This window comes from Cellulomonas triticagri (genome assembly GCF_003696205.1).
Taxonomy (GTDB): domain Bacteria; phylum Actinomycetota; class Actinomycetes; order Actinomycetales; family Cellulomonadaceae; genus Cellulomonas; species Cellulomonas triticagri.
Genome location: NZ_RFFI01000020.1, coordinates 24,646 through 44,052, shown reverse-complemented (window position 1 = coordinate 44,052; position 19,407 = coordinate 24,646). Strand labels below are relative to the sequence as shown.

16 protein-coding genes are annotated in these 19,407 nt (G+C 73.7%); 6 read left to right on the top strand and 10 right to left on the bottom strand.

Features of this window, described 5'->3' with window-relative positions:
* Nucleotides 1-77: 77 nt before the first annotated feature.
* The 6 genes from EBM89_RS05525 to EBM89_RS05500 all read right to left on the bottom strand — a co-directional run bounded on the left by EBM89_RS05525 (nt 78) and on the right by EBM89_RS05500 (nt 8,769).
* Complete coding sequence (locus EBM89_RS05525) at nt 78-1,667, bottom strand: anthranilate synthase component I (protein WP_122148461.1); 1,590 nt, start codon at nt 1,665-1,667, stop codon at nt 78-80.
* A complete protein-coding gene (gene hisI, locus EBM89_RS05520; protein ID WP_122148460.1) occupies nt 1,664-2,077 on the bottom strand; it encodes a phosphoribosyl-AMP cyclohydrolase in 414 nt (137 codons plus the stop codon). The genes EBM89_RS05525 and hisI overlap by 4 nt, the downstream gene beginning before the upstream one ends.
* Nucleotides 2,078-2,120: 43 nt before the next feature.
* The gene (locus EBM89_RS05515) at nt 2,121-3,959 is read right to left on the bottom strand and encodes an ABC transporter ATP-binding protein (protein WP_122148459.1); all 1,839 of its coding nucleotides are present in this window, start codon (nt 3,957-3,959) and stop codon (nt 2,121-2,123) included.
* A complete protein-coding gene (locus EBM89_RS05510) occupies nt 3,956-5,824 on the bottom strand; it encodes an ABC transporter ATP-binding protein (RefSeq protein WP_122148465.1) in 1,869 nt (622 codons plus the stop codon). Before EBM89_RS05510 ends, EBM89_RS05515 begins: the two co-directional genes overlap by 4 nt.
* 224 nt (nt 5,825-6,048) lie before the next feature.
* The gene (gene rpsA, locus EBM89_RS05505; RefSeq protein WP_122148458.1) at nt 6,049-7,545 is read right to left on the bottom strand and encodes a 30S ribosomal protein S1; all 1,497 of its coding nucleotides are present in this window, start codon (nt 7,543-7,545) and stop codon (nt 6,049-6,051) included.
* A 198-nt stretch (nt 7,546-7,743) separates the two neighbouring features.
* Entirely contained in the window at nt 7,744-8,769 is a 1,026-nt protein-coding gene (locus EBM89_RS05500; protein WP_122148457.1) for a 6-phosphofructokinase, read from the bottom strand.
* A 162-nt stretch (nt 8,770-8,931) separates the two neighbouring features.
* On the opposite strand from EBM89_RS05500, the gene EBM89_RS05495 reads away from it, so the two are divergent.
* The gene (locus EBM89_RS05495) at nt 8,932-9,780 is read left to right on the top strand and encodes a class I SAM-dependent methyltransferase (protein WP_122148456.1); all 849 of its coding nucleotides are present in this window, start codon (nt 8,932-8,934) and stop codon (nt 9,778-9,780) included.
* A gap of 7 nt (nt 9,781-9,787) precedes the next feature.
* On the opposite strand, the gene EBM89_RS05490 is transcribed toward EBM89_RS05495, so the two are convergent.
* From EBM89_RS05490 to polA, 3 genes are all read right to left on the bottom strand, one after another.
* Nucleotides 9,788-10,231, bottom strand: coding sequence for a HEPN domain-containing protein (locus tag EBM89_RS05490; RefSeq protein ID WP_147463460.1), 444 nt, complete (start codon nt 10,229-10,231; stop codon nt 9,788-9,790).
* A complete protein-coding gene (locus EBM89_RS05485; RefSeq protein WP_122148454.1) occupies nt 10,221-10,817 on the bottom strand; it encodes a winged helix-turn-helix domain-containing protein in 597 nt (198 codons plus the stop codon). Before EBM89_RS05485 ends, EBM89_RS05490 begins: the two co-directional genes overlap by 11 nt.
* A gap of 61 nt (nt 10,818-10,878) precedes the next feature.
* Nucleotides 10,879-13,596 carry a DNA polymerase I gene (gene polA / locus EBM89_RS05480; protein ID WP_122148453.1) on the bottom strand — a complete coding sequence of 906 codons (2,718 nt, stop codon included), beginning with the start codon at nt 13,594-13,596 and terminating at the stop codon, nt 10,879-10,881.
* On the opposite strand from polA, the gene EBM89_RS05475 reads away from it, so the two are divergent.
* Nucleotides 13,595-14,044 (top strand): PaaI family thioesterase, encoded by a 450-nt coding sequence (locus EBM89_RS05475; RefSeq protein ID WP_122148452.1) that lies wholly within the window; start codon nt 13,595-13,597, stop codon nt 14,042-14,044. The two genes, polA and EBM89_RS05475, sit on opposite strands and share 2 nt — an antisense overlap.
* Here the strand turns inward: EBM89_RS05475 and EBM89_RS05470 are convergent.
* Nucleotides 13,960-14,664 carry a GNAT family N-acetyltransferase gene (locus tag EBM89_RS05470; RefSeq protein WP_233571558.1) on the bottom strand — a complete coding sequence of 235 codons (705 nt, stop codon included), beginning with the start codon at nt 14,662-14,664 and terminating at the stop codon, nt 13,960-13,962. The genes EBM89_RS05475 and EBM89_RS05470 overlap by 85 nt on opposite strands.
* 509 nt (nt 14,665-15,173) lie before the next feature.
* On the opposite strand from EBM89_RS05470, the gene EBM89_RS05465 reads away from it, so the two are divergent.
* From EBM89_RS05465 to EBM89_RS05450, 4 genes are read left to right on the top strand one after another with little or no spacing between them, the layout of a single operon-like run.
* Nucleotides 15,174-16,538, top strand: coding sequence for a branched-chain amino acid ABC transporter permease (locus EBM89_RS05465; protein ID WP_233571557.1), 1,365 nt, complete (start codon nt 15,174-15,176; stop codon nt 16,536-16,538).
* Between the two features lie 9 nt (nt 16,539-16,547).
* Entirely contained in the window at nt 16,548-17,534 is a 987-nt protein-coding gene (locus EBM89_RS05460) for a branched-chain amino acid ABC transporter permease (RefSeq protein ID WP_122148449.1), read from the top strand.
* Nucleotides 17,524-18,537 (top strand): ABC transporter ATP-binding protein, encoded by a 1,014-nt coding sequence (locus EBM89_RS05455; RefSeq protein ID WP_122148448.1) that lies wholly within the window; start codon nt 17,524-17,526, stop codon nt 18,535-18,537. The genes EBM89_RS05460 and EBM89_RS05455 overlap by 11 nt, the downstream gene beginning before the upstream one ends.
* Nucleotides 18,534-19,355, top strand: a complete 822-nt coding sequence (locus tag EBM89_RS05450; RefSeq protein WP_122148447.1) for an ABC transporter ATP-binding protein — start codon at nt 18,534-18,536, stop codon at nt 19,353-19,355. The genes EBM89_RS05455 and EBM89_RS05450 overlap by 4 nt, the downstream gene beginning before the upstream one ends.
* The last annotated feature ends 52 nt before the right edge of the window (nt 19,356-19,407 follow it).

The window sequence follows — 19,407 nt, the reverse complement described above, 5'->3', positions numbered from 1 at the left end:
CCGCCGCTCCCCCGTGGGCGTGCCGCCGCCCGCCGCCCCGTGCTCGAGGGGCTCGGCGCCGCCGTCACGCTCGGCGCTCACGCCGTCCCCGCCGCCCGCAGCCGGGCCGCGATCTGCACCGCCCGCACCGCCGCGGCGGCCTTGTCCCGCGACTCCTGGTACTCCGTCGCGGGCACCGAGTCCGCGACGATGCCGGCACCCGCCTGGACGCTGGCGCGCCCGTCGCGGATCAGCGCGGTGCGGATGGCGATGGCCATGTCCATGTCGCCGTCGAGGTCGAAGTACCCGACGGTGCCGCCGTAGATGCCGCGGCGCGCGGGCTCGATCTCGTCGATCAGCCCGATGGCCCGCGGCTTCGGCGCACCGGACAGCGTGCCGGCGGGGAACGTCGCGGTGAGCGCGCCGAGCGCCGTGGCCCCGGCGCGCAGCCGCCCGACGACGGTGGAGCAGATGTGCATGATGTGGCTGAACCGCCGCACGGCCATGAACTCCACGACCTCGACGGTCGCGGGCTCGCAGACCTTGACCAGGTCGTTGCGGGCGAGGTCCACGAGCATGAGGTGCTCGGCGCGCTCCTTGGGGTCGGCCATGAGCTCGTCGTGCAGCTCGCGGTCCCGCTCGGGGGTGCCGCCGCGCGGGCGGGACCCGGCGATCGGGAACGTCGTGACGTGCCCGTCGCTGACCTTGACCAGCGTCTCCGGGCTGGACCCGACGACGGCGAAGTCCCGGCCGTCGGCGTCCTGCAGCTGGAGGTAGTACATGTACGCGCTGGGGTTGATGGTGCGCAGCACCCGGTAGACGTCGAGCGGGTCGGCGGGGCAGTCCAGGTCGAGGCGCTGCGAGAGCACCACCTGGAAGACCTCGCCGTCGCGGATCGCCTCCTTGCCCGCGAGCACCGCCTGCTCGTACTCCGCCTCGGTCGAGCGGAACTCGAGCGCGGGCGCCGGGACGTCGACCAGCAGGGCGGCGGCGGGCGCGGCGGGGCGCAGCAGGGCGGCCTGCATGGCGTCGAGCCGGGCGACGGCGTCGGCGTGCGCCTCGTCGACGCGCTCGTCGGAGCCGTCGAAGTTGATCGCGTTGGCGACCAGCCACACGGAACCGTCGTGGTGGTCGGTGATCGCGAGGTCGCTGGCGAGGCACAGCGCCATCTCGGGGACGCCGAGCTCGTCGGGCGCCGCGGCGGGCAGGGTCGGCTCCCAGTGCCGGACCATGTCCCAGCCGAGGGTGCCGACGAGGCCGCCGGTCAGCGGGGGCAGGCCGGGGACCGCCGGGGTGCGCAGCACCTCCAGGGTCTCGCCGAGCACGGCGAGCGGGTCGCCCTCGGTGGGCACGCCCGCGGGCACGTCCCCGGTCCACACGGCACGGCCGTCGCGGACGGTCAGCGTGGCGCGGGAGCGCACGCCGACGAACGACCACCGGGACCAGGTGCCCGCCTGCTCGGCGGACTCCAGGACGAACGTGCCCGGCCGCCCGGCCGCGAGGGTGCGGTACAGGCCGACGGGGGTGGTGTCGTCGGACAGCAGCCGCCGCACGACGGGCACGACGCGTCGGTGGGCGGCGAGGTCGCGGAAGGTGTCGAGCGTCGGCCAGGTCGCGCCCCAGGGCACCTCGACGGTCGCGGTGGGCGTGGTGGGCGACGCGGCGGGCGCGGACGTCGCGGCGCTCACGCCCGGTCCCCCGCCCCGACGGCCGGACGCTCGCCGACGACGGCGTCCAGCGTGCCGCCGGCCTCGAAGCACGTGCGGGTGCCGGTGTGGCAGGCGGCGCCGACCTGGTCGACGCGCACCAGCAGGGCGTCCCCGTCGCAGTCCAGCGCCACGGACTTCACGAACTGGGCGTGGCCGGACGTGTCCCCCTTGCGCCAGTACTCCTGCCGGGACCGGCTCCAGAACGTCACGCGGCCACCGGTGAGCGTGCGCCGCAGCGCCTCGTCGTCCATCCAGCCGAGCATGAGCACCTCGCCGGTGTCGTGCTGCTGCACGACCGCGGCGACCAGACCGGCGTCGTCCCGCTTGAGGCGGGCGGCGACGGCGGGGTCGAGGACGGTGGTGGGCTCCGGGTTCTGCTGCTCGCTCACCCCTGGATCCTCCCACGCCCCGGCGACGTCGCGCCGGGCCCGCTCACCGCGTCTGCGCCACCCACGCGCGGTGCATGGCGGCGTAGACGCCGTCCTGCGCCACGAGGTCCTCGTGCGGGCCGTGCTCGACCACGCGCCCGGCGTCGACGACGACCACCAGGTCCGCGGCCTCCGCCGTGGACAGCCGGTGCGCGATGGTCACGGTGCTGCGCCCGCTGGTCAGCGAGTCCAGCGCGCGGGCGATGCGCACCTCGGTGGCCGGGTCGACGGCCGAGGTCGCCTCGTCCAGCACCAGCAGGTCGGCGTCGGCGAGGTACGCGCGGGCCAGCGCCACGAGCTGCCGCTCCCCCGCCGACAGCGCCTCGCCGCGCTGGCCCACCGGCGTCGCGAGGCCCGAGGGGAGCTCGGCCAGCCAGTCGGTCAGCCCGAGGTCCGCCAGCGCGGCCCGGAGCCGCGGCTCGGCGTCCGCGAGGGACGCGCCGTCCGCGGGGTGACCGTCGGGGCTCGCGTCGTCGCGCAGGCCGTACACGAGGTTCTCGGCGAGGGTCGCGTCGAACAGGAAGCCCTCCTGCGGCACCATCACCACCCGGCGGCGCAGGTCGGCGGTGCGGACCTCGCGCAGGTCGGTGCCGTCGAGCAGCACCGCGCCGTCGGTCGGGTCCATGAGCCGGGTCACGAGCTTCGCGACCGTGGTCTTGCCGGAGCCCGTGGCGCCGACGACCGCGACGGACCGCCCGGCGGGCAGGTGCAGGTCGATGCCGTGCAGCACCGGCGGTCCGCCGGGGTACGCGAAGCCGACGCCCCGCAGCTCGACCGCGGCGGGTCCGCGCGGCGAGGGCACGCCCGCGCTGCCGGGGTCCGCGACGCGCACGGGGGTGTCGATGATGCCGAGCACGCGCCGCCAGCCGGCGACGGCGTTCTGCAGCTCGTTCAGCACCTCGGTGGCCTGCTGCACCGGGCCGGTGAACAGCTGGACGAGGAACAGGAACGCGAGCAGCCGCCCGACGCTGAGGTCCCCGGCGACGCCGAGCTGCGTGCCGACGACGACCACGACCGCGAGCACGAGGTTCGCGACCAGCACGCCCGAGGAGAACACCCAGGCGACGGTGTTCTGCGCGCGCACCATGGCGTCGCGGGTCGCCCCGATCCGCGCGTCCACGGTCCGCTGGACCCGGCGCTGCACGCCGTAGGCGCGGATGGTCTCGGCGCCGACGACCGCCTCCGAGACCGAGCCGAGCATCGCGCCGACGCGCTCGCGCACCACGGTGTACGCGACGTTCACCCGGCGCTGCAGCGGCCGCAGCGCGATCACCAGCGGCCCGAAGCACAGCCACACCAGCAGGGTCAGCTGCCAGGAGTAGACCGCCATGAGCACGGTCGCGACCGCGACCTGGAGCGTCGAGACGAGCAGCATGATGCCGCCCCACTGCACGAACAGCGAGATCGTGTCGACGTCCGACGTCACGCGGGACACCAGCGACCCGCGCCGCTCGGTGTTCTGGGTCAGCACCGACAGGTCGTGCACGTGCCGGAACGCCCGGACCCGCAGCTGCGCCAGACCGGCCTCGCTCGCCCGGAACAGCCGGACGTTCACCAGCGCGGAGCACAGACCGCCGAGGACCAGCGCCAGCGCCGCGGCCACGACGAGCGTCACGACGCGCTGCACGTCCGGACCGCCGTCGGCGAGCACGCCCGTGTCCATGACCTGCTGCACCGCCACGGGCACCACGACCTTGCCGGCCGCCGCCAGCACGGCGAGCAGCAGCGTGACGCCGATGCCCTGCACGAGCTGCGGCGACACCTGCACGCCGCGCCGCAGCGTCGCCATCACGCCGAGCGGCTCCGTGCCACCCAGCCCCTCGCGCCCGTCCGCCGCGCTCATCGCGCCTCTCCCGTCGTCTGCTCGTCCCGCGCCCCGCCGAGGTCGGCGTCGAGGTCGTCGGCCTCGTCGCCCTCGTCGTCCAGCGCGTCCCGGCGGCGCGCCGCGCGCCGCTCCGACTCCTGCTCGTACGCCGTGGCGAGCGCCCGGTACCCCGCGTCGCGGGCCAGCAGCTCGGCGTGCGTGCCGTGGTCCACGACCCGCCCGCCCTCGACGTGCACGACCTCGTCCGCGAGCAGCACCGAGGACATCCGGTAGGCGACCAGCAGCACCGTGGGGCCGCCCGCGGCGCCGTCGGCGTGCTCGCGCAGCCCGGTGAGGATGCCCTGCTCCACCCGCGGGTCGACCGCCGACGTCGCGTCGTCCAGCACCAGCAGCCGGGGGCGGCGCACCAGCGCCCGCGCGATGGCGAGGCGCTGCCGCTGCCCGCCGGACAGGTTGGAGCCGCGCTCGCCGAGCGGGGCGTCGAGGCCGCCGGGCAGGTCCCGAACGACGCCGTCGACGCGGGCGAGCCGCAGCGCGGCCCACACCTCGTCGTCGGTGGGCGCGGCGGGGTCGTCCGGGTCGCACATCGTGACGTTGCCGCGCACGGTGTCCTCGAAGACGAACGTCTGCTGGCCGACCAGCACCACCTGGGCGGTGAGGTCGTCCGGGTCGAGGTCGCGCACGTCCACGCCGTCGACCGTGACCGTGCCGTCCGCCGGGTCCGACAGCCGCGGCACCAGCGAGACCAGAGTGGTCTTGCCGGCGCCGGTCGGGCCGACGACCGCGACGACCCGCCCGGGCGCGACGTGCAGGTCGACGTCGCGGAGCAGCGTGACGGGGCCCTCCGGTCCGGGCACGCGGACACCGACCCCCGACATGCCGAGCGCAGCGCCCCCCGCACGCCGCGCCAGCGGCGTCGTGCCCGGCGGCAGCTCGCCCTCGGCGTCGACCACCCGCGCGACACGGTCGTGGCCGACCAGGCCGCGGGGCAGCTCGCCGAGGACCCAGCCGAACGCCCGCACCGGGACGGCCATCAGGGTGAGCAGGTAGGCGGCGGAGACGATGTCGCCGGTCCCGACCGCGCCCGAGCGGGCCCGCAGCACGCCGACCACCAGCACCAGCAGCGTGCCGAGGTTCGGCAGCATGTCGATGACCGGGTCGAAGTACGCCCGGACGATGCCGACCCGCACGTTCGCGTCCCGCAGCTGACCGGTGCGCTCGGCGAACCGGCGCTCCTCGCGGTCCTCGGTGCCCAGGGCCTTGACCAGCAGCGCCGCCTCGAAGGACTCGTGGGCGATGTCCGCGACCTCGGCACGCAGCTGCTGCGCGCGCGTCGCCGCGGGGGTCATCCGCCGCTGGAACACCAGGTTCGCGACCACCGCCGCGGGCAGCACGACGAGCGCCGCGACGGCGAGCCACACGTCGGTGGCGAGCAGGGCCACCGTGGCGACGCCGATCATCACGACGACACCGAGGGCGAACGGCAGCGGGTTGAACACGCCCGTCGCGGCCTCGACGTCGGCGGACGCGTTGGACAGCAGCTGACCCGTGGGGTGCTGCCGGTGCCAGGACATCGGCAGCCGCAGGTACTGGCGCGTGACGGTGCGGCGGTGCATCGCCTGCTGGTCCGCGACGCCCATGCCCGCGAAGATCCGGCGGCCCGCGACGGACGCGGCGAGCGAGACGGCGACGAGCGCGAGCACGCCTCCCGCGACCCAGATGCGGCCCTGCGCGTCGGCGTCGCCGCCGATGGCCGGGACGACGACCGTGTCGGTCGCCCAGCCCAGCACGCGGCTGACCGCCACGGTCAAGGCGCCGAACAGGCCGGAGATGCCGATGGCGAGGACGTAGGTGCGCGGCTGGGACGCGATGCCGCGCCCCATCAGCAGCAGAGACCGCCGCGGCACCGATCCGGTGAGCGTCGCCGGTCGGGGCGTGGTGGTGCGGGCGGGCACAGCGGCGCCTTTCGCGTGGTGGGTGGGCGGCGCCGTCGATCCTCTCACGGCCCACCCACAGGCTCGACGGGCCCGGGAACGCCGACGGGCCGGCCACCCGCAGGTGGCCGGCCCGTCGGACCGGTGACCGGGGCACGCCCCGGTCGGTCGGCTCAGTTGCCGGTGAGCTTCTCGCGGAGCGCGGCCAGGGCCTCGTCCGACGCGAGCGTGCCGGTCGCCTCCTGGGCCGGGGCCGAGGAGTAGGAGGACGACGAGGACGTCGAGCTCGAGGAGGACGACGCGGTGGCGGAGTCGCCACCGGCCGCGGCCTCGGCGTCGGCCTGGACCGCGTCGAGCACCTGCTTGCGGTGCGCCTCCCAGCGCTCGTGCGCCTTGGCGTACTGCGCCTCCCAGGTCTCGCGCTGCGACTCGTAGCCCTCGAGCCACTCGTTGGTCGCCGGGTCGAAGCCCTCGGGGTACTTGTAGTTCCCCTCCTCGTCGTACTCGGCCGCCATGCCGTACAGCGCGGGGTCGAAGTCCTCGGAGGTCGGGTCGAAGCCCTCGTTCGCCTGCTTCAGCGACAGCGAGATGCGGCGGCGCTCCAGGTCGATGTCGATGACCTTGACGAACACGTCGTCGCCGACCTGCACGACCTGCTCCGGGATCTCGACGTGGCGCACGGCCAGCTCCGAGATGTGCACGAGGCCCTCGATGCCGTCCTCGACGCGCACGAACGCACCGAACGGGACGAGCTTGGTGACCTTGCCGGGCACGACCTGGCCGATGGCGTGCGTGCGGGCGAAGGCCTGCCACGGGTCCTCCTGCGTCGCCTTCAGCGACAGGGAGACGCGCTCGCGGTCGAAGTCGACGTCCAGGACCTCGACCGTGACCTCCTGGCCGACCTCGACGACCTCGGACGGGTGGTCGATGTGCTTCCAGGACAGCTCGGAGACGTGCACGAGGCCGTCCACGCCGCCCAGGTCGACGAACGCACCGAAGTTGACGATCGAGGACACGACACCGGGGCGCACCTGGCCCTTCTGCAGGGTCTGCAGGAAGGTGGAGCGGACCTCGGACTGCGTCTGCTCGAGCCACGCGCGGCGCGACAGGACCACGTTGTTGCGGTTCTTGTCGAGCTCGATGATCTTCGCCTCGATCTCCTTGCCGACGTACGGCTGGAGGTCGCGGACACGACGCATCTCCACGAGGGAGGCCGGGAGGAAGCCGCGCAGGCCGATGTCGAGGATGAGGCCACCCTTGACCACCTCGATGACGGTGCCGGTGACGACGCCGTCCTCCTCCTTGATCTTCTCGATCGTGCCCCAGGCGCGCTCGTACTGGGCGCGCTTCTTGGACAGGATCAGACGACCCTCCTTGTCCTCCTTCTGGAGGACGAGGGCCTCGACCTCGTCACCGACCTTGACGACCTCGCCCGGGTCCACGTCGTGCTTGATGGACAGCTCGCGGGACGGGATGACGCCCTCGGTCTTGTAACCGATGTCGAGCAGGACCTCGTCGCGGTCGACCTTGACGATGGTGCCCTCGACGATGTCGCCGTCGTTGAAGTACTTGATCGTGGCGTCGACGGCGGCGAGGAAGTCCTCGGCCGTGCCGATGTCGTTGACCGCGACCTGCGGGGTGCCGGGCTTGGCGGGGGTGGAGATGCTCATGTAGGGATGGGCTCCGATGCGGACAGAACGTTGGACGGACAGGGATGGGGCCGGCGCGCTCGCGCGTACGCGTGGGCACGCCGCTCCGGCAAATACCTTACCGGCCGCCACGACAGCGGGTCAAAGCGGCCGCGCGCGCCGGCCAGGGGGTCACCCGGACCCGTCCTGACCGGCGCGCGCGGCCGCCGACGCCCCTGGTCAGGCCAGCGCGCGCGCCACCTGCAGCAGGTCCGCCGGGACCCGCTTGACCTTGCCCGCGATCTCCGGGAGCGGGACGAGCACGACCTCCTCGCCGCGCAGCGCCGTCATCACGTCGGTCTCGCCGCGGCTGATCGCGTCGATCGCCGCGACGCCGAACCGGCTGCCGAGGATGCGGTCCGCGGGCACCGGGCTGCCGCCGCGCTGCACGTGCCCGAGCACGGTCACGCGGGTGTCGAACCCGGTGCGGCGCTCGATCTCCGCCTTGACCCGCTCGCTGATCGCGCCCGCGACGATCTCGCCGAACTGGCCGACCGGCGCCTCGTAGGACATCGACGTGCCCTCCGCGGGTACCGCGCCCTCGGCCACGACCACGATCGAGAAGTTCGCGTGCGCCCGGTGCCGGTGCTTGAGGAACTTGATGACCTTGTCGATGTCGAACGGCTCCTCGGGCGCCAGCACGAGCTCCGCGCCACCGGCGATGCCCGCGGTCACCGCGATCCAGCCCGCGCTGCGGCCCATGACCTCGACGATCATGACGCGGTTGTGCGACTCCGCCGTGGTGTGCACGCGGTCGATCGCCTCGGTCGCGATCTCCACCGCGGTGTCGAAGCCGATCGCCCGGTCCGTGCCCCACACGTCGTTGTCGATCGTCTTCGGGATCGCGACGATCTTCACGCCCGCCTCGGCGACCTTCGACGCCGCGTGCAGCGTCCCGTCGCCGCCGATGCAGATCAGCGCCTCGATGCGCTCCGCCTCCAGCGTCGACAGCACCGCGTCCAGGCCGCCGTCCGAGGAGTGCGGGTGGAACCGCGCCGTCCCCAGCAGCGTGCCGCCGACCGGCAGGACGTTGCGGATGTGCTCCCGGCTCAGCGGGACGATGTCGCCGTCGACGACACCCCGCCACCCGTTGCGGAAGCCGATGATCGAGTGCCCGTACTCCCCCTCGCCGCGCTTGACGACGGCCCGGATCGCCGCGTTCAGGCCGGGGACGTCGCCTCCGCCGGTCAGCAGTCCGACTCGCACGCTGGGGTCTCCTTCGCTTCGGTGGCACCACGGCACGCGCACGCGGTACGACCAGGCTATCCGTGCCCGGGTGGTGCTCGGTGAGCCCGAGGTCCCGCACGGGTGCGCGCCGCCGGGTGTTCACCCCACGGCCACCGCCGGAGGTCGCGCTACGGTCGTGCGGTGGCAGACGACGACAGCACCGGACGGCTGGCCAGCGCCGGGTACCTCGACGTGCCCGCCGCGGCGACCGACACCGCCGGGCGGCGGTGGTGGGACGCGAACGCCGGCGAGTACCTGGACGAGCACGGGGGGTTCCTCGGCGACGCCGACTTCCTGTGGTGCCCCGAGGGCCTGCGCGAGTCCGACGCGCGGCTGCTCGGCGACGTCGCGGGCCGTCGCGTGCTGGAGGTCGGCGCGGGCGCCGCGCAGTGCGCCCGCTGGCTGCTCGGCCAGGGCGCCCACGTCGTCGCCACCGACGTCTCCGGCGGGATGCTCGCCGCCGCCGCGACCCTCGACGCCGCACGCCCCGACGGCGGTCCCCTCGCCGGACGCGCGCCCGCCGTCCCGCTGGTGCAGGCCGACGCCAGGGCGCTGCCCTTCCCCGACGCGTCGTTCGACGTCGTGTTCACCGCGTACGGCGCCATCCCCTTCGTCCCCGACGCCCGGCGGGTCCACGCCGAGGCCGCGCGGGTCGTGCGCCCCGGCGGACTGTGGGTCTGCTCGGTCACGCACCCGGTCCGGTGGGCGTTCCCGGACGACCCCGGGGAGCGGGGCCTCACCGCCGACCGCTCCTACTTCGACCGGCGCCCCTACGTCGAGGCCGACGAGCAGGGCACCGTGCTGTACGCGGAGTACCACCGGACGCTCGGCGACCACGTCGCCGACCTCGTCGCGGCGGGGCTCGTCATCGACGCGGTCGTCGAGCCCGCCTGGCCCGAGGGGCACGACCGGACGTGGGGCGGCTGGAGCCCGCTGCGCGGGCGGCACATCCCGGGCACGGCGATCTTCGTGACCCACCGCCCGGCCTGAGCCCGTCTCAGGGCAGGTCGAGGAAGCGCACCGCGAGGTCGATGATCGCCGTCGCAGCCGGGACGGCCTCGACGACATCAGCGCGCGTCGCCGTCGGATGGTCGGAGTCGGGGTAGGCCGTCGCGTTGCGCGTCGCTCGCATCCAGTCGAACTGCTGGAGCACCTCACGGTCGTCCGGGAACTGCGATCGCAGGGCGTCCAGCAGCACCGTGTGCCCGCCCTCGCCGGCCGCGGCTCGCAGCCCCTGCGCGGCGAGGACGGCCGTCATCGCCTTGCGCGCACCGTCGTACGCGGCGACGAACGCCATCGACGGATCCGTCTCGGCGAGCGTGCCGGCCGAGACGACGTGCCTCCTCGCCTCCGCGACCAGGAACCCCGCGCTCGTCACACTGGGCTCGACCCGCTCGAGCCGGCCACGGCTCAGGAGGAACTCGACGGCGTCAGGCGGCACCGTCACCACGCTCGACCAGGACCACCGAGGGCCGAGAGCGCACCGTCTCGAGGAACGGGTTGCCGTCCGGACGGCCCCAGTCCTCGGTCGCGACCCGGTGCACGTTGACCACGACGCCGATCCGCTCACGGGCGGCCGCCGCGAGGTCGGCGAGATCGCTCCGGGACGCGGTCCCCACCACGAGCACGTCCACGTCCTGCGGCGGCGGCCCGCCGACACCCGCTCGGCGCGCGGCCCACGACCCGTACAGCAGCGCCGTCGACACGCCCGGGACGTCGGCGAGCAGATCACGCAGGACGGGGACGGGCCCGTAGGTGGCCGCGACGATCTCCGTCATCGGCGCGAGCAGAGGATGCGACCGGTCGACCCGGACGTACCGGTGGTTGCCCTCCCGGCGGTCGGCGAGCACCCCCGCCTCGACCAGCCGCCCGACCTCCTTGTGCGCCAGAGGCACGGAGATGTCCGCACGGCGGGCCAGATCGGTGACGGTCAGCTCGCGGTCGGGGTGGAGCATGGTCTCCGCGAGGACGGCACCGAGCGCGTCCGACCGGATGAACGGCGAGAGCACGGCGGGCAGCGTCTTCACAGAACGTGAATCTACCTTCACGTTCTGGCAACTGCAACGGTGCGTCATGGCGGTCTCCGCGTCAGTGGCCTGCGTCGTGCCAGCTCTCGCCGACGCCCACGGACACGTCCAGGGGGACGGACAGCTCGTACGCCGCGCCCATCTGCTCGCGCACCAGCGCCTCGACCTGGTCCCGCTCCCCCGGCGCGACCTCGAGCACGAGCTCGTCGTGCACCTGGAGCAGCAGCCGGCTGCCGAGCCCCTGGGCGTCGAGCTCGCGCTGCACGCCGAGCATCGCGAGCTTGATGATGTCGGCGGCGCTGCCCTGGATGGGGGCGTTGAGGGCCATGCGCTCAGCGGCCTCGCGGCGGATCCGGTTGTCGCTGGTGAGGTCGGGCAGGTAGCGGCGGCGACCGAGGATCGTCGCGGTGTACCCGGTGGCGCGTGCCTCGTCGGCGACGGTCTCGAGGTAGTCGTGCACGCCGCCGAACCGCTGGAAGTAGTCGCGCATCAGCGCGTCCGCCTCGGCGACGGACACCTTGAGCTGCTGGGACAGGCCGTAGGCGGACAGCCCGTACGCGAGCCCGTAGCTCATGGCCTTGATCTTGGACCGCTGCGCGCTGGTGACCTCGTCGGTCGCGACGCCGAACACCCGGGACCCGACGTAGGAGTGCAGGTCCTCCCCCGAGCGGAACGCGGCGATGAGGCCCTCGTCGCCGGACAGGTGCGCCATGATGCGCATCTCGATCTGGGAGTAGTCGGCGGTCAGCAGCGTCTCGAAGCCCTCGCCGACGACGAACGCCCCGCGGATCCGGCGGCCCGTCTCGGTGCGGATGGGGATGTTCTGCAGGTTCGGGTCGGTGGAGGACAGCCGCCCGGTCGCGGCGATGGTCTGCTGGAAGGTCGTGCGGGTGCGGCCGTCGTCCTGGACGGAGCGCTGCAGGGTCTCCACGATCTGCCGGAGCTTGATGCGGTCGCGGTGCGCGAGCAGGTGCTCGAGGAACGGGTGCTCGGTCTCGGCGAACAGGTCGGCCAGGGAGGCGGCATCCGTGGTGTACCCGGTCTTGATCTTCTTGGTCTTGCGCATCCCGAGCTCTTCGAACAGCACCTCCTGGAGCTGCTTCGGGGAGCCGAGGTTCACCTCGTGGCCGAGCACGGCGTACGCGTCGGCGGCGGCCCGCTGCACCGCGGAGTCGAGCTCGGCGTGCAGCTCGGCGAGCCGGTCGCGGTCGGTGGCGATGCCGACGTGCTCCATGCGGGCGAGCACGGCCTCCAGGGGCAGCTCGACGTCGGTGAGCAGGTGCGCGCCGCCGGAGTCGGCGAGGCGCACCGCGAGGGCGTCCGCGAGGTCGAGGAGCGCCCCGGCGCGCTCGGCCGCCCGGGAGTGCTCGTCGGAGCCGTCGAGGCCGAGGTCGAACGCGCCCTGACCCTCGTCGCGCTGCACGACGCCGAGCTCGCGGCGCAGGACGCGGATGGCGAGGTCCGGCAGGTCGTAGCCGCGCTGGTCCGGCCAGCACAGGTAGGCGCCGAGCTCGGTGTCGAACACCACGCCCGCCAGCGTCAGCCCGCGACCGGCGAGGGCGTGCCACGCCTCCTTCGCGGCGTGCAGCACCTTGGGGCGCTCCGGGTCGGCGAGCCACGCCGCGAGGGCCTGCTCGTCGCGCGGGTCGATGTCCTGCAGGTCGTACGCGACGGCGAGGTCGCCGGCGGCGAGCGCGATGGCGGTGGCCTCGGCGACGCCCGGCCGGACCGGACCGGTCACGTCCACGCCGGTGCGCCCGGTGGCGTGCTCGTCGAGCCAGGCCGCGAGCCCCCCGGGGACGGGCGTCGCGAGCGCAGGCCCCTGCGCGGCGGAGTCGGCGACGGGGACGTCCTCGCCGTCGTCCGGCAGCATCGCGAACAACCGGTCGCGCAGGGTGCGGAACTCGAGCTCGTCGAGGATCGTGTGCAGCGCCTCGCGGTCCCACGGCCGGGCGGCGAGGTCGTCGGGGCCGACGGGCAGGTCGAGGTCGTCCAGCAGCCGGTTGAGCTCGCGGTTGAGCAGCACCTGGTCGAGGTGCGCGCGCAGCGACTCCCCCGCCTTGCCGGTGATCGAGGCCACCGACGCGACGACACCGCCGAGGCCGTCGTACGTGGCGATCCACTTGGCGGCGGTCTTGGGCCCGACGCCGGGGACGCCCGGCAGGTTGTCGGAGGACTCCCCGACCAGCGCCGCGATGTCCGGGTAGCGCTCCGGCGGCACCCCGTACTTCGCCTCGACGGCCGCGGGCGTCATGCGGGCGAGCTCGGACACCCCCTTGACCGGGTACAGCACGGTGACCTGGTCGGTGACGAGCTGCAGGGAGTCGCGGTCCCCGGAGCAGATGAGGACCTCCATGCCCGCCGCCGCGCTCTGCCGGGCGAGGGTCGCGAGGATGTCGTCGGCCTCGAAGCCCGGCTTGTCGATGGTCGGCACGTGCATGGTCTCCAGCACGCGCTTGATGACGTCGACCTGGCCGCGGAACGGCTCGGGCGAGGCCGCGCGGTTGGCCTTGTACTCCTCGTACCGCTCCGTGCGGAACGTGGTGCGCCCCGCGTCGAACGCGACGGCGACGTGCGTCGGCTCCTCGTCGCGCAGCAGGTTGGCGAGCATCGACACGAAGCCGAACACCGCGTTGGTCGGCTGGCCGGTGGAGGTCGCGAACTTGTCCACCGGGAGGGCGAAGAAGGCGCGGTAGGCCATGGAGTGCCCGTCGACCAGGAGGAGGCGGGGCGCCGGGGTTCGCGTCGCGTCAGTCACGGGTGCCAACCTATCGGGCATGACCGACACCGACGCGCCCCGCACCCCCGACCCCGACCCGGCCGACGGCACCGCCCCGCTGGGCACCCGCGTGCCGCCGGGCACGCTGATGGCGCGGATGGGCATCGAGGTGGTGGAGGTCACGCCGGACCGCGCGGTGGGCACGATGCCGGTGGCGGGGAACGTGCAGCCGTTCGGGCTGCTGCACGGCGGCGCCTCGGCGGTGCTGGCGGAGACCCTGGGTTCCTACGCCGCGAACGCGCACGCCGGGCCGGGACGGCACGCCGTGGGGATCGAGCTGAGCTGCACGCACCACCGGTCCGCGACCGAGGGCGTGGTCACCGGCACCGCGACGGCGGTGCACCGCGGAGGCCGGCTGGCGACCTACGACGTCGTCGTGGTCGACCCGCGCGGGCGGCGCGTCTGCTCCGCCCGGCTGACCTGCATGCTGGTGGACGCCCGGGACTGACGGGCCTCCGCGGCGGCCGTCCCCGCGGTCGCCGACGCGCCGGAGGTCCGGCCCGCGCGGGCGCGCCGACGCCGGGCGATGAGGTCGTCCAGCCCGACGCGACCGGCGCGGCGGGCCGGGGTGGCCCCGTCGGCGTCGAGGCGGCGCTGCAGCACCTCGGTGCTGACGACGCGGTGCGCGGCGGCGGGTGCGAACCCGAGCCGGGCGAGGAACCGGAGCATGCCGCGGGCGCCGGGCAGCGGGACGGCGAGGACGTCGGACGCGCCGACGCGCTGCGCCTCCTCGACCACGCCGCCGAGCAGGGCGTGGCCGACGCCGCGGCGACGCGCGCCCTCGGCGACGAACACGGCCTCGATGGAGACGGTCACCTCGTCGGTGAACAGGCTGGGGCCGACGATCCGCGCGAGGACCAGCCCGCACACCTCGTCGTCGAGCAGGCCGACGAGGCCGAGGGCGCCGGGCTCGGCGACGAGCGCGCCGATCTGGTGCCGCAGGCGGTCGCCGTCGTCGGTGCACAGCTGCGAGCCGACGAGGGACTCGGCGCGTGCGGCGAGGCTCAGGGAGACCAGGACGTCCAGATCCTGCGGGCGGGCGGGACGGACGGCGACGGGCGTGCGCACGGTTCGACGGCCTCCATTTCCATGACGACGGCACGGACGACGTCGGTGTCGTCGTACCTGCTGCGCCCCCCGCGGCATCGCCCGATCATGACGCACGGACCCGCTCCCTGCCTAGTCGCGGTGCACGCCACGGGCCCGGGCGACGCACAGCGGCGCTGGTCATGGGCGCGCCGTGTGGGGCGCATCACCCCACCGGGTGAACGCTGCTCCGTCCGGGGGGCGGGGTGGCGACTCCTGTGGGACCGTCCGGGTGGCCCCACGAGAGCCTGCAACGACGCGAATGCCTCGAACACGTTCGACATCGGACGGAAACAATCCGTCCCTACTGTCTCGCCCGTTCACGACTTCGGGAACGCCGGGATTCCTCATTCCTGGTTGGTTTTCGCGAGATCCGCGGACGTCTGTGCATTCGACTGCCGTCAGCTGCCGACCACGACCGGACGGAGGACCAGGTGCGCCGAGCCGCGACCAGGGACCGTTCCACCGCCAGGGCACCGATCGCCCTCGGCGTGCTCCTCCTCACGCTGTTCCTCTCCCTCGCCCTGCCGGGCACCGCCCGCGCCGCCACGGCGGCCTGCGTGGCCGACGCGGCCACGGGCTGCATCAACGGGACGATCCGCACCGCGGCGGGCGACCCCGCGGTGGGCGTCGTCCTCGCGGTGGACGGACCGGGCGGGGCCTCGCAGGCCACGACGGACGCCACCGGCCGGTGGACCGCCCCCGTCACCGAGGCCGGCGAGTACACCGTCACGCTGGACGCCGCGACGCTCCCCGCGGGCGAGCAGCTCCGGGACCCCGCGAGCAACCCCCGCACCGTCACCGTCGCGCTCGGCGCCTCGGCGGGTGCGCTGTTCCCGCTGGGCGAGCCCACGGCGGGCGGCGGATCCGGCGGCGAGGCCAGCGCCTCGCCGGAGGAGGACGCGTCGGACGGGGAGGTCGCCGACGACGCCGAGGTGGGTGCCCCGGTCGGGGCGTCGGAGTCCGGCTCGTTCTCCTGGGGCCGTCTCGCGCAGCAGGCGACCAGCGGTCTCGTGTTCGGCCTGCTGCTCGCGCTCGCGTCGGTCGGCCTGTCCCTGATCTACGGCACCACCGGCCTGTCGAACTTCGCGCACGGCGAGCAGGTCACCCTCGGCGCGATCATCGCGTACATCGGCGCGCAGACCTTCGGGCTGCCGCTGGTGGTCGCCGGTCTGCTGGCCGTGATGGTCGGCGCCGCGTCCGGCTGGGTGCAGGACGCCGGGCTGTGGCACCCGCTGCGCAAGCGGCGCGTGGGTACGACGCAGCAGATGATCGTCACCATCGGCCTGTCGATGGCGCTGCAGTACACCTACCAGTTCTTCTTCGGCGGCGGCGCGCTGCGCATCGTCACGACCACGCCGACGATGATCACCGCCGGACCCGTGCGGATCAGCACCACGTCGCTGTGGTCGCTGCTGATCGCGTTGCTGGTGCTCGGCGCGGTGGCGTACTTCCTGCTGCGCACCCGCGTCGGCCGGGCCACCCGCGCCGTGTCCGACAACCCGGCGCTCGCCGCCGCGTCCGGCATCACCGTCGACCGCATCGTGCGGCTCGTCTGGGTGATCGGCGCCGCCCTGGCCGCCCTCGGCGGCGTCCTCATGGGCCTCTACCTCAACGCGACCTCCTGGAACATGGGCGGCGCGCTGCTGCTGCTGATGTTCGCGGCGGTCACGCTCGGCGGCCTCGGGCAGGCGTTCGGCGCGCTGGCCGGGTCGATCGTCATCGGCCTGGTCGTCGAGATGTCGAACCTCGTCATCCCGAGCGACATGCGCTACGCCGGCGCCCTGCTCATCCTCATCCTCGTCCTGCTGCTGCGGCCCCAGGGCATCCTCGGCCGCGCCGAGCGGATCGGCTAAGGAGTCGTCATGGACTGGTCCCGCATCCTCGTCAACGTGGCGGGCGAGATCTTCGCCCCGACGACCGCCGCCTACGCCCTGGCGGCCATCGGCCTCAACGTGCACTTCGGCCTCACCGGGCTGCTCAACATGGGCCAGGCCGGGTTCATGCTGCTCGGCGCCTACGGGTTCGCCATCTCGACCATCGCCGGCTGGCCGCTGTGGGCCGCCGTCCTGGTCGCCCTGGCCTGCGCCGCGGTGTTCGGCCTGCTGCTCGGCATCCCGACCCTGAAGCTGCGCGGCGACTACCTCGCGATCGTGACGATCGCCGCCGCCGAGATCGTCCGGCTCATCGGCCGGTCGACCGCGCTGACCGACCTGACCGGCGCGTCGTCCGGTCTGCGCGGCAACTCCTACAAGGACACGTTCCAGGACGCCTCGCCGTTCCCGGACGGGACGTTCGCCCTCGGGCCGTTCGAGTACTCGCTCAACGCGTCGAACTCCTGGTGGATCCGGCTCGTCGGCTGGGGCCTCGTCGCGCTCGCCTGCCTCCTGGTCTGGCTGCTGATGCGCAGCCCCTGGGGCCGGGTGCTCAAGGGCATCCGGGAGGACGAGGACGCCGTGCGCTCGCTCGGCAAGAACGTCTACTCCTACAAGATGCAGTCGCTCGTCCTCGGCGGGGTGATCGGCGCGGCGGCCGGCATCATCTACGTCCTGCCCCGCGCGGTGCAGCCCGACTCGATGGGCCGCCCGATGACGTTCTTCATCTGGACGATCCTGCTGCTCGGCGGCGCCGCCACGGTGTTCGGGCCCGTGCTCGGCTCGATCATCTTCTGGGTGTCGCTCATGCTCATCAAGTCGGTCATGCGCGAGGGCGTCCCCACGAGCATCATGCGCACCGAGCAGATCGAGCAGTTCGGCTGGATCATCGTCGGCGTCACGCTGATGCTGCTGGTGATCTTCCGACCGCAAGGCATCCTCGGCGACAAGAAGGAGCTGGCGATCGATGTCCGCTGACCTCCCCCGGGGCCACGTCCCCCCGCACGTGCCGCACGCCACCACCGCGACCGGCAAGGACCGCGTCACCGCGGACCTCAGCCACGTCGCGCACACCCCCGGCGTGCACAAGCCGGACGCGATCGTCGTCGCCGACGGCGTCACCCGGCACTTCGGCGGCATGACCGCCGTCGACGTCGGGCACCTGGAGGTGCAGCGCGGCGCGATCACCGCCCTGATCGGCCCGAACGGCGCCGGCAAGACGACGCTGTTCAACCTGCTCACCGGGTTCGACAAGCCGTCCACCGGCACCTGGTCGTTCGAGGGCCGCTCGCTGTCCGGGGTGTCCGCGGCGCGGGTCGCCCGGTCCGGCATGGTGCGCACCTTCCAGCTCACCAAGGCGCTGTCCCGCATGACCGTCATCGAGAACATGCGGCTCGGCGCGGCGCAGCAGCCCGGCGAGAACCTGCTCACCGCCCTCGTCCCGCCGCTGTGGAAGGCGCGCGAGAAGGAGATCACCGAGCAGGCCGAGGAGCTGCTGGTCCGGTTCAAGCTCGACGCCAAGCGCGACGACTTCGCCGGGTCGCTGTCCGGCGGTCAGCGCAAGCTGCTCGAGATGGCCCGGGCGCTGATGAGCAACCCGACGATGGTCATGCTGGACGAGCCCATGGCGGGCGTGAACCCGGCGCTGACCCAGTCGCTGCTCGGGCACATCCAGGCGCTGCGCGAGGACGGCACCACGGTGCTGTTCGTCGAGCACGACATGCACATGGTCCGGCACATCTCCGACTGGGTCGTCGTCATGGCCGAGGGCAAGATCGTCGCCGAGGGCCCGCCCGAGGACGTCATGGCGGACCAGGCCGTCATCGACGCGTACCTCGGCGCGCACCACGACACCGACCTCGGCGACGACGCGCTGCTCGAGGACGGCATCCAGCGGCTCGAGGCCGAGGAGGCGGGCGAGGTCACCGACGCGTTCGCCGACACCGGCTCGACCACCACCACGCAGGAGGGCACGCGATGAGCAGCACCGCCGTCCAGGGGGCCGACCCCTCGACCGTCCACCGCGGCGCCCCCGAGGGCGAGCCGCTGCTGGCGGCCACGTCGCTGGTCGCGGGCTACGTGCCGGGCGTGAACATCCTCAACGACTGCAACCTGGTCGTGCACCCCGGCGAGCTCGTCGGCATCATCGGGCCCAACGGCGCCGGGAAGTCGACGCTGCTGAAGGCGCTGTTCGGCCTCGTGACCATCCGGTCCGGGTCCGTGGTGCTCAAGGGCGAGGAGATCACGAACCACCGGGCGGACTCGCTGGTCCGCCGCGGCGTCGGGTTCGTGCCGCAGACCAACAACGTGTTCCCGTCGCTGTCGATCCAGGAGAACCTGGAGATGGGGCTGTTCCAGGCCCCGAAGCGGTTCAGCGAGCGGTTCGACTTCATCGTGGACCTGTTCCCCGTGCTCGGAGAGCGACGCAAGCAGCGTGCGGGCTCGCTGTCCGGCGGTGAGCGGCAGATGGTCGCCATGGCCCGGGCGCTGATGATGGACCCGTCGGTGCTGCTGCTGGACGAGCCGTCCGCGGGCCTGTCGCCGGTGCGGCAGGACGAGACGTTCCTGCGCACCCGCAAGATCAACAAGGCGGGCGTGTCCGTCATCATCGTCGAGCAGAACGCCCGGCGGTGCCTGCAGATCTGCGACCGGGCGTACGTCCTCGACCAGGGGTCGAACGCCTACTCCGGGCCGGGGCGCGAGCTGATGAACGACCCGAAGGTCATCGAGCTGTACCTGGGCACGCTGGCGACGGACGTCGAGGCGGCCGCGGCGAAGCCCACCACGCCGGAGGCGTAGCGAGGCACGAGAGGGCGGGGGTCGACGCGACCCCCGCCCTCTCGTCGTGCGC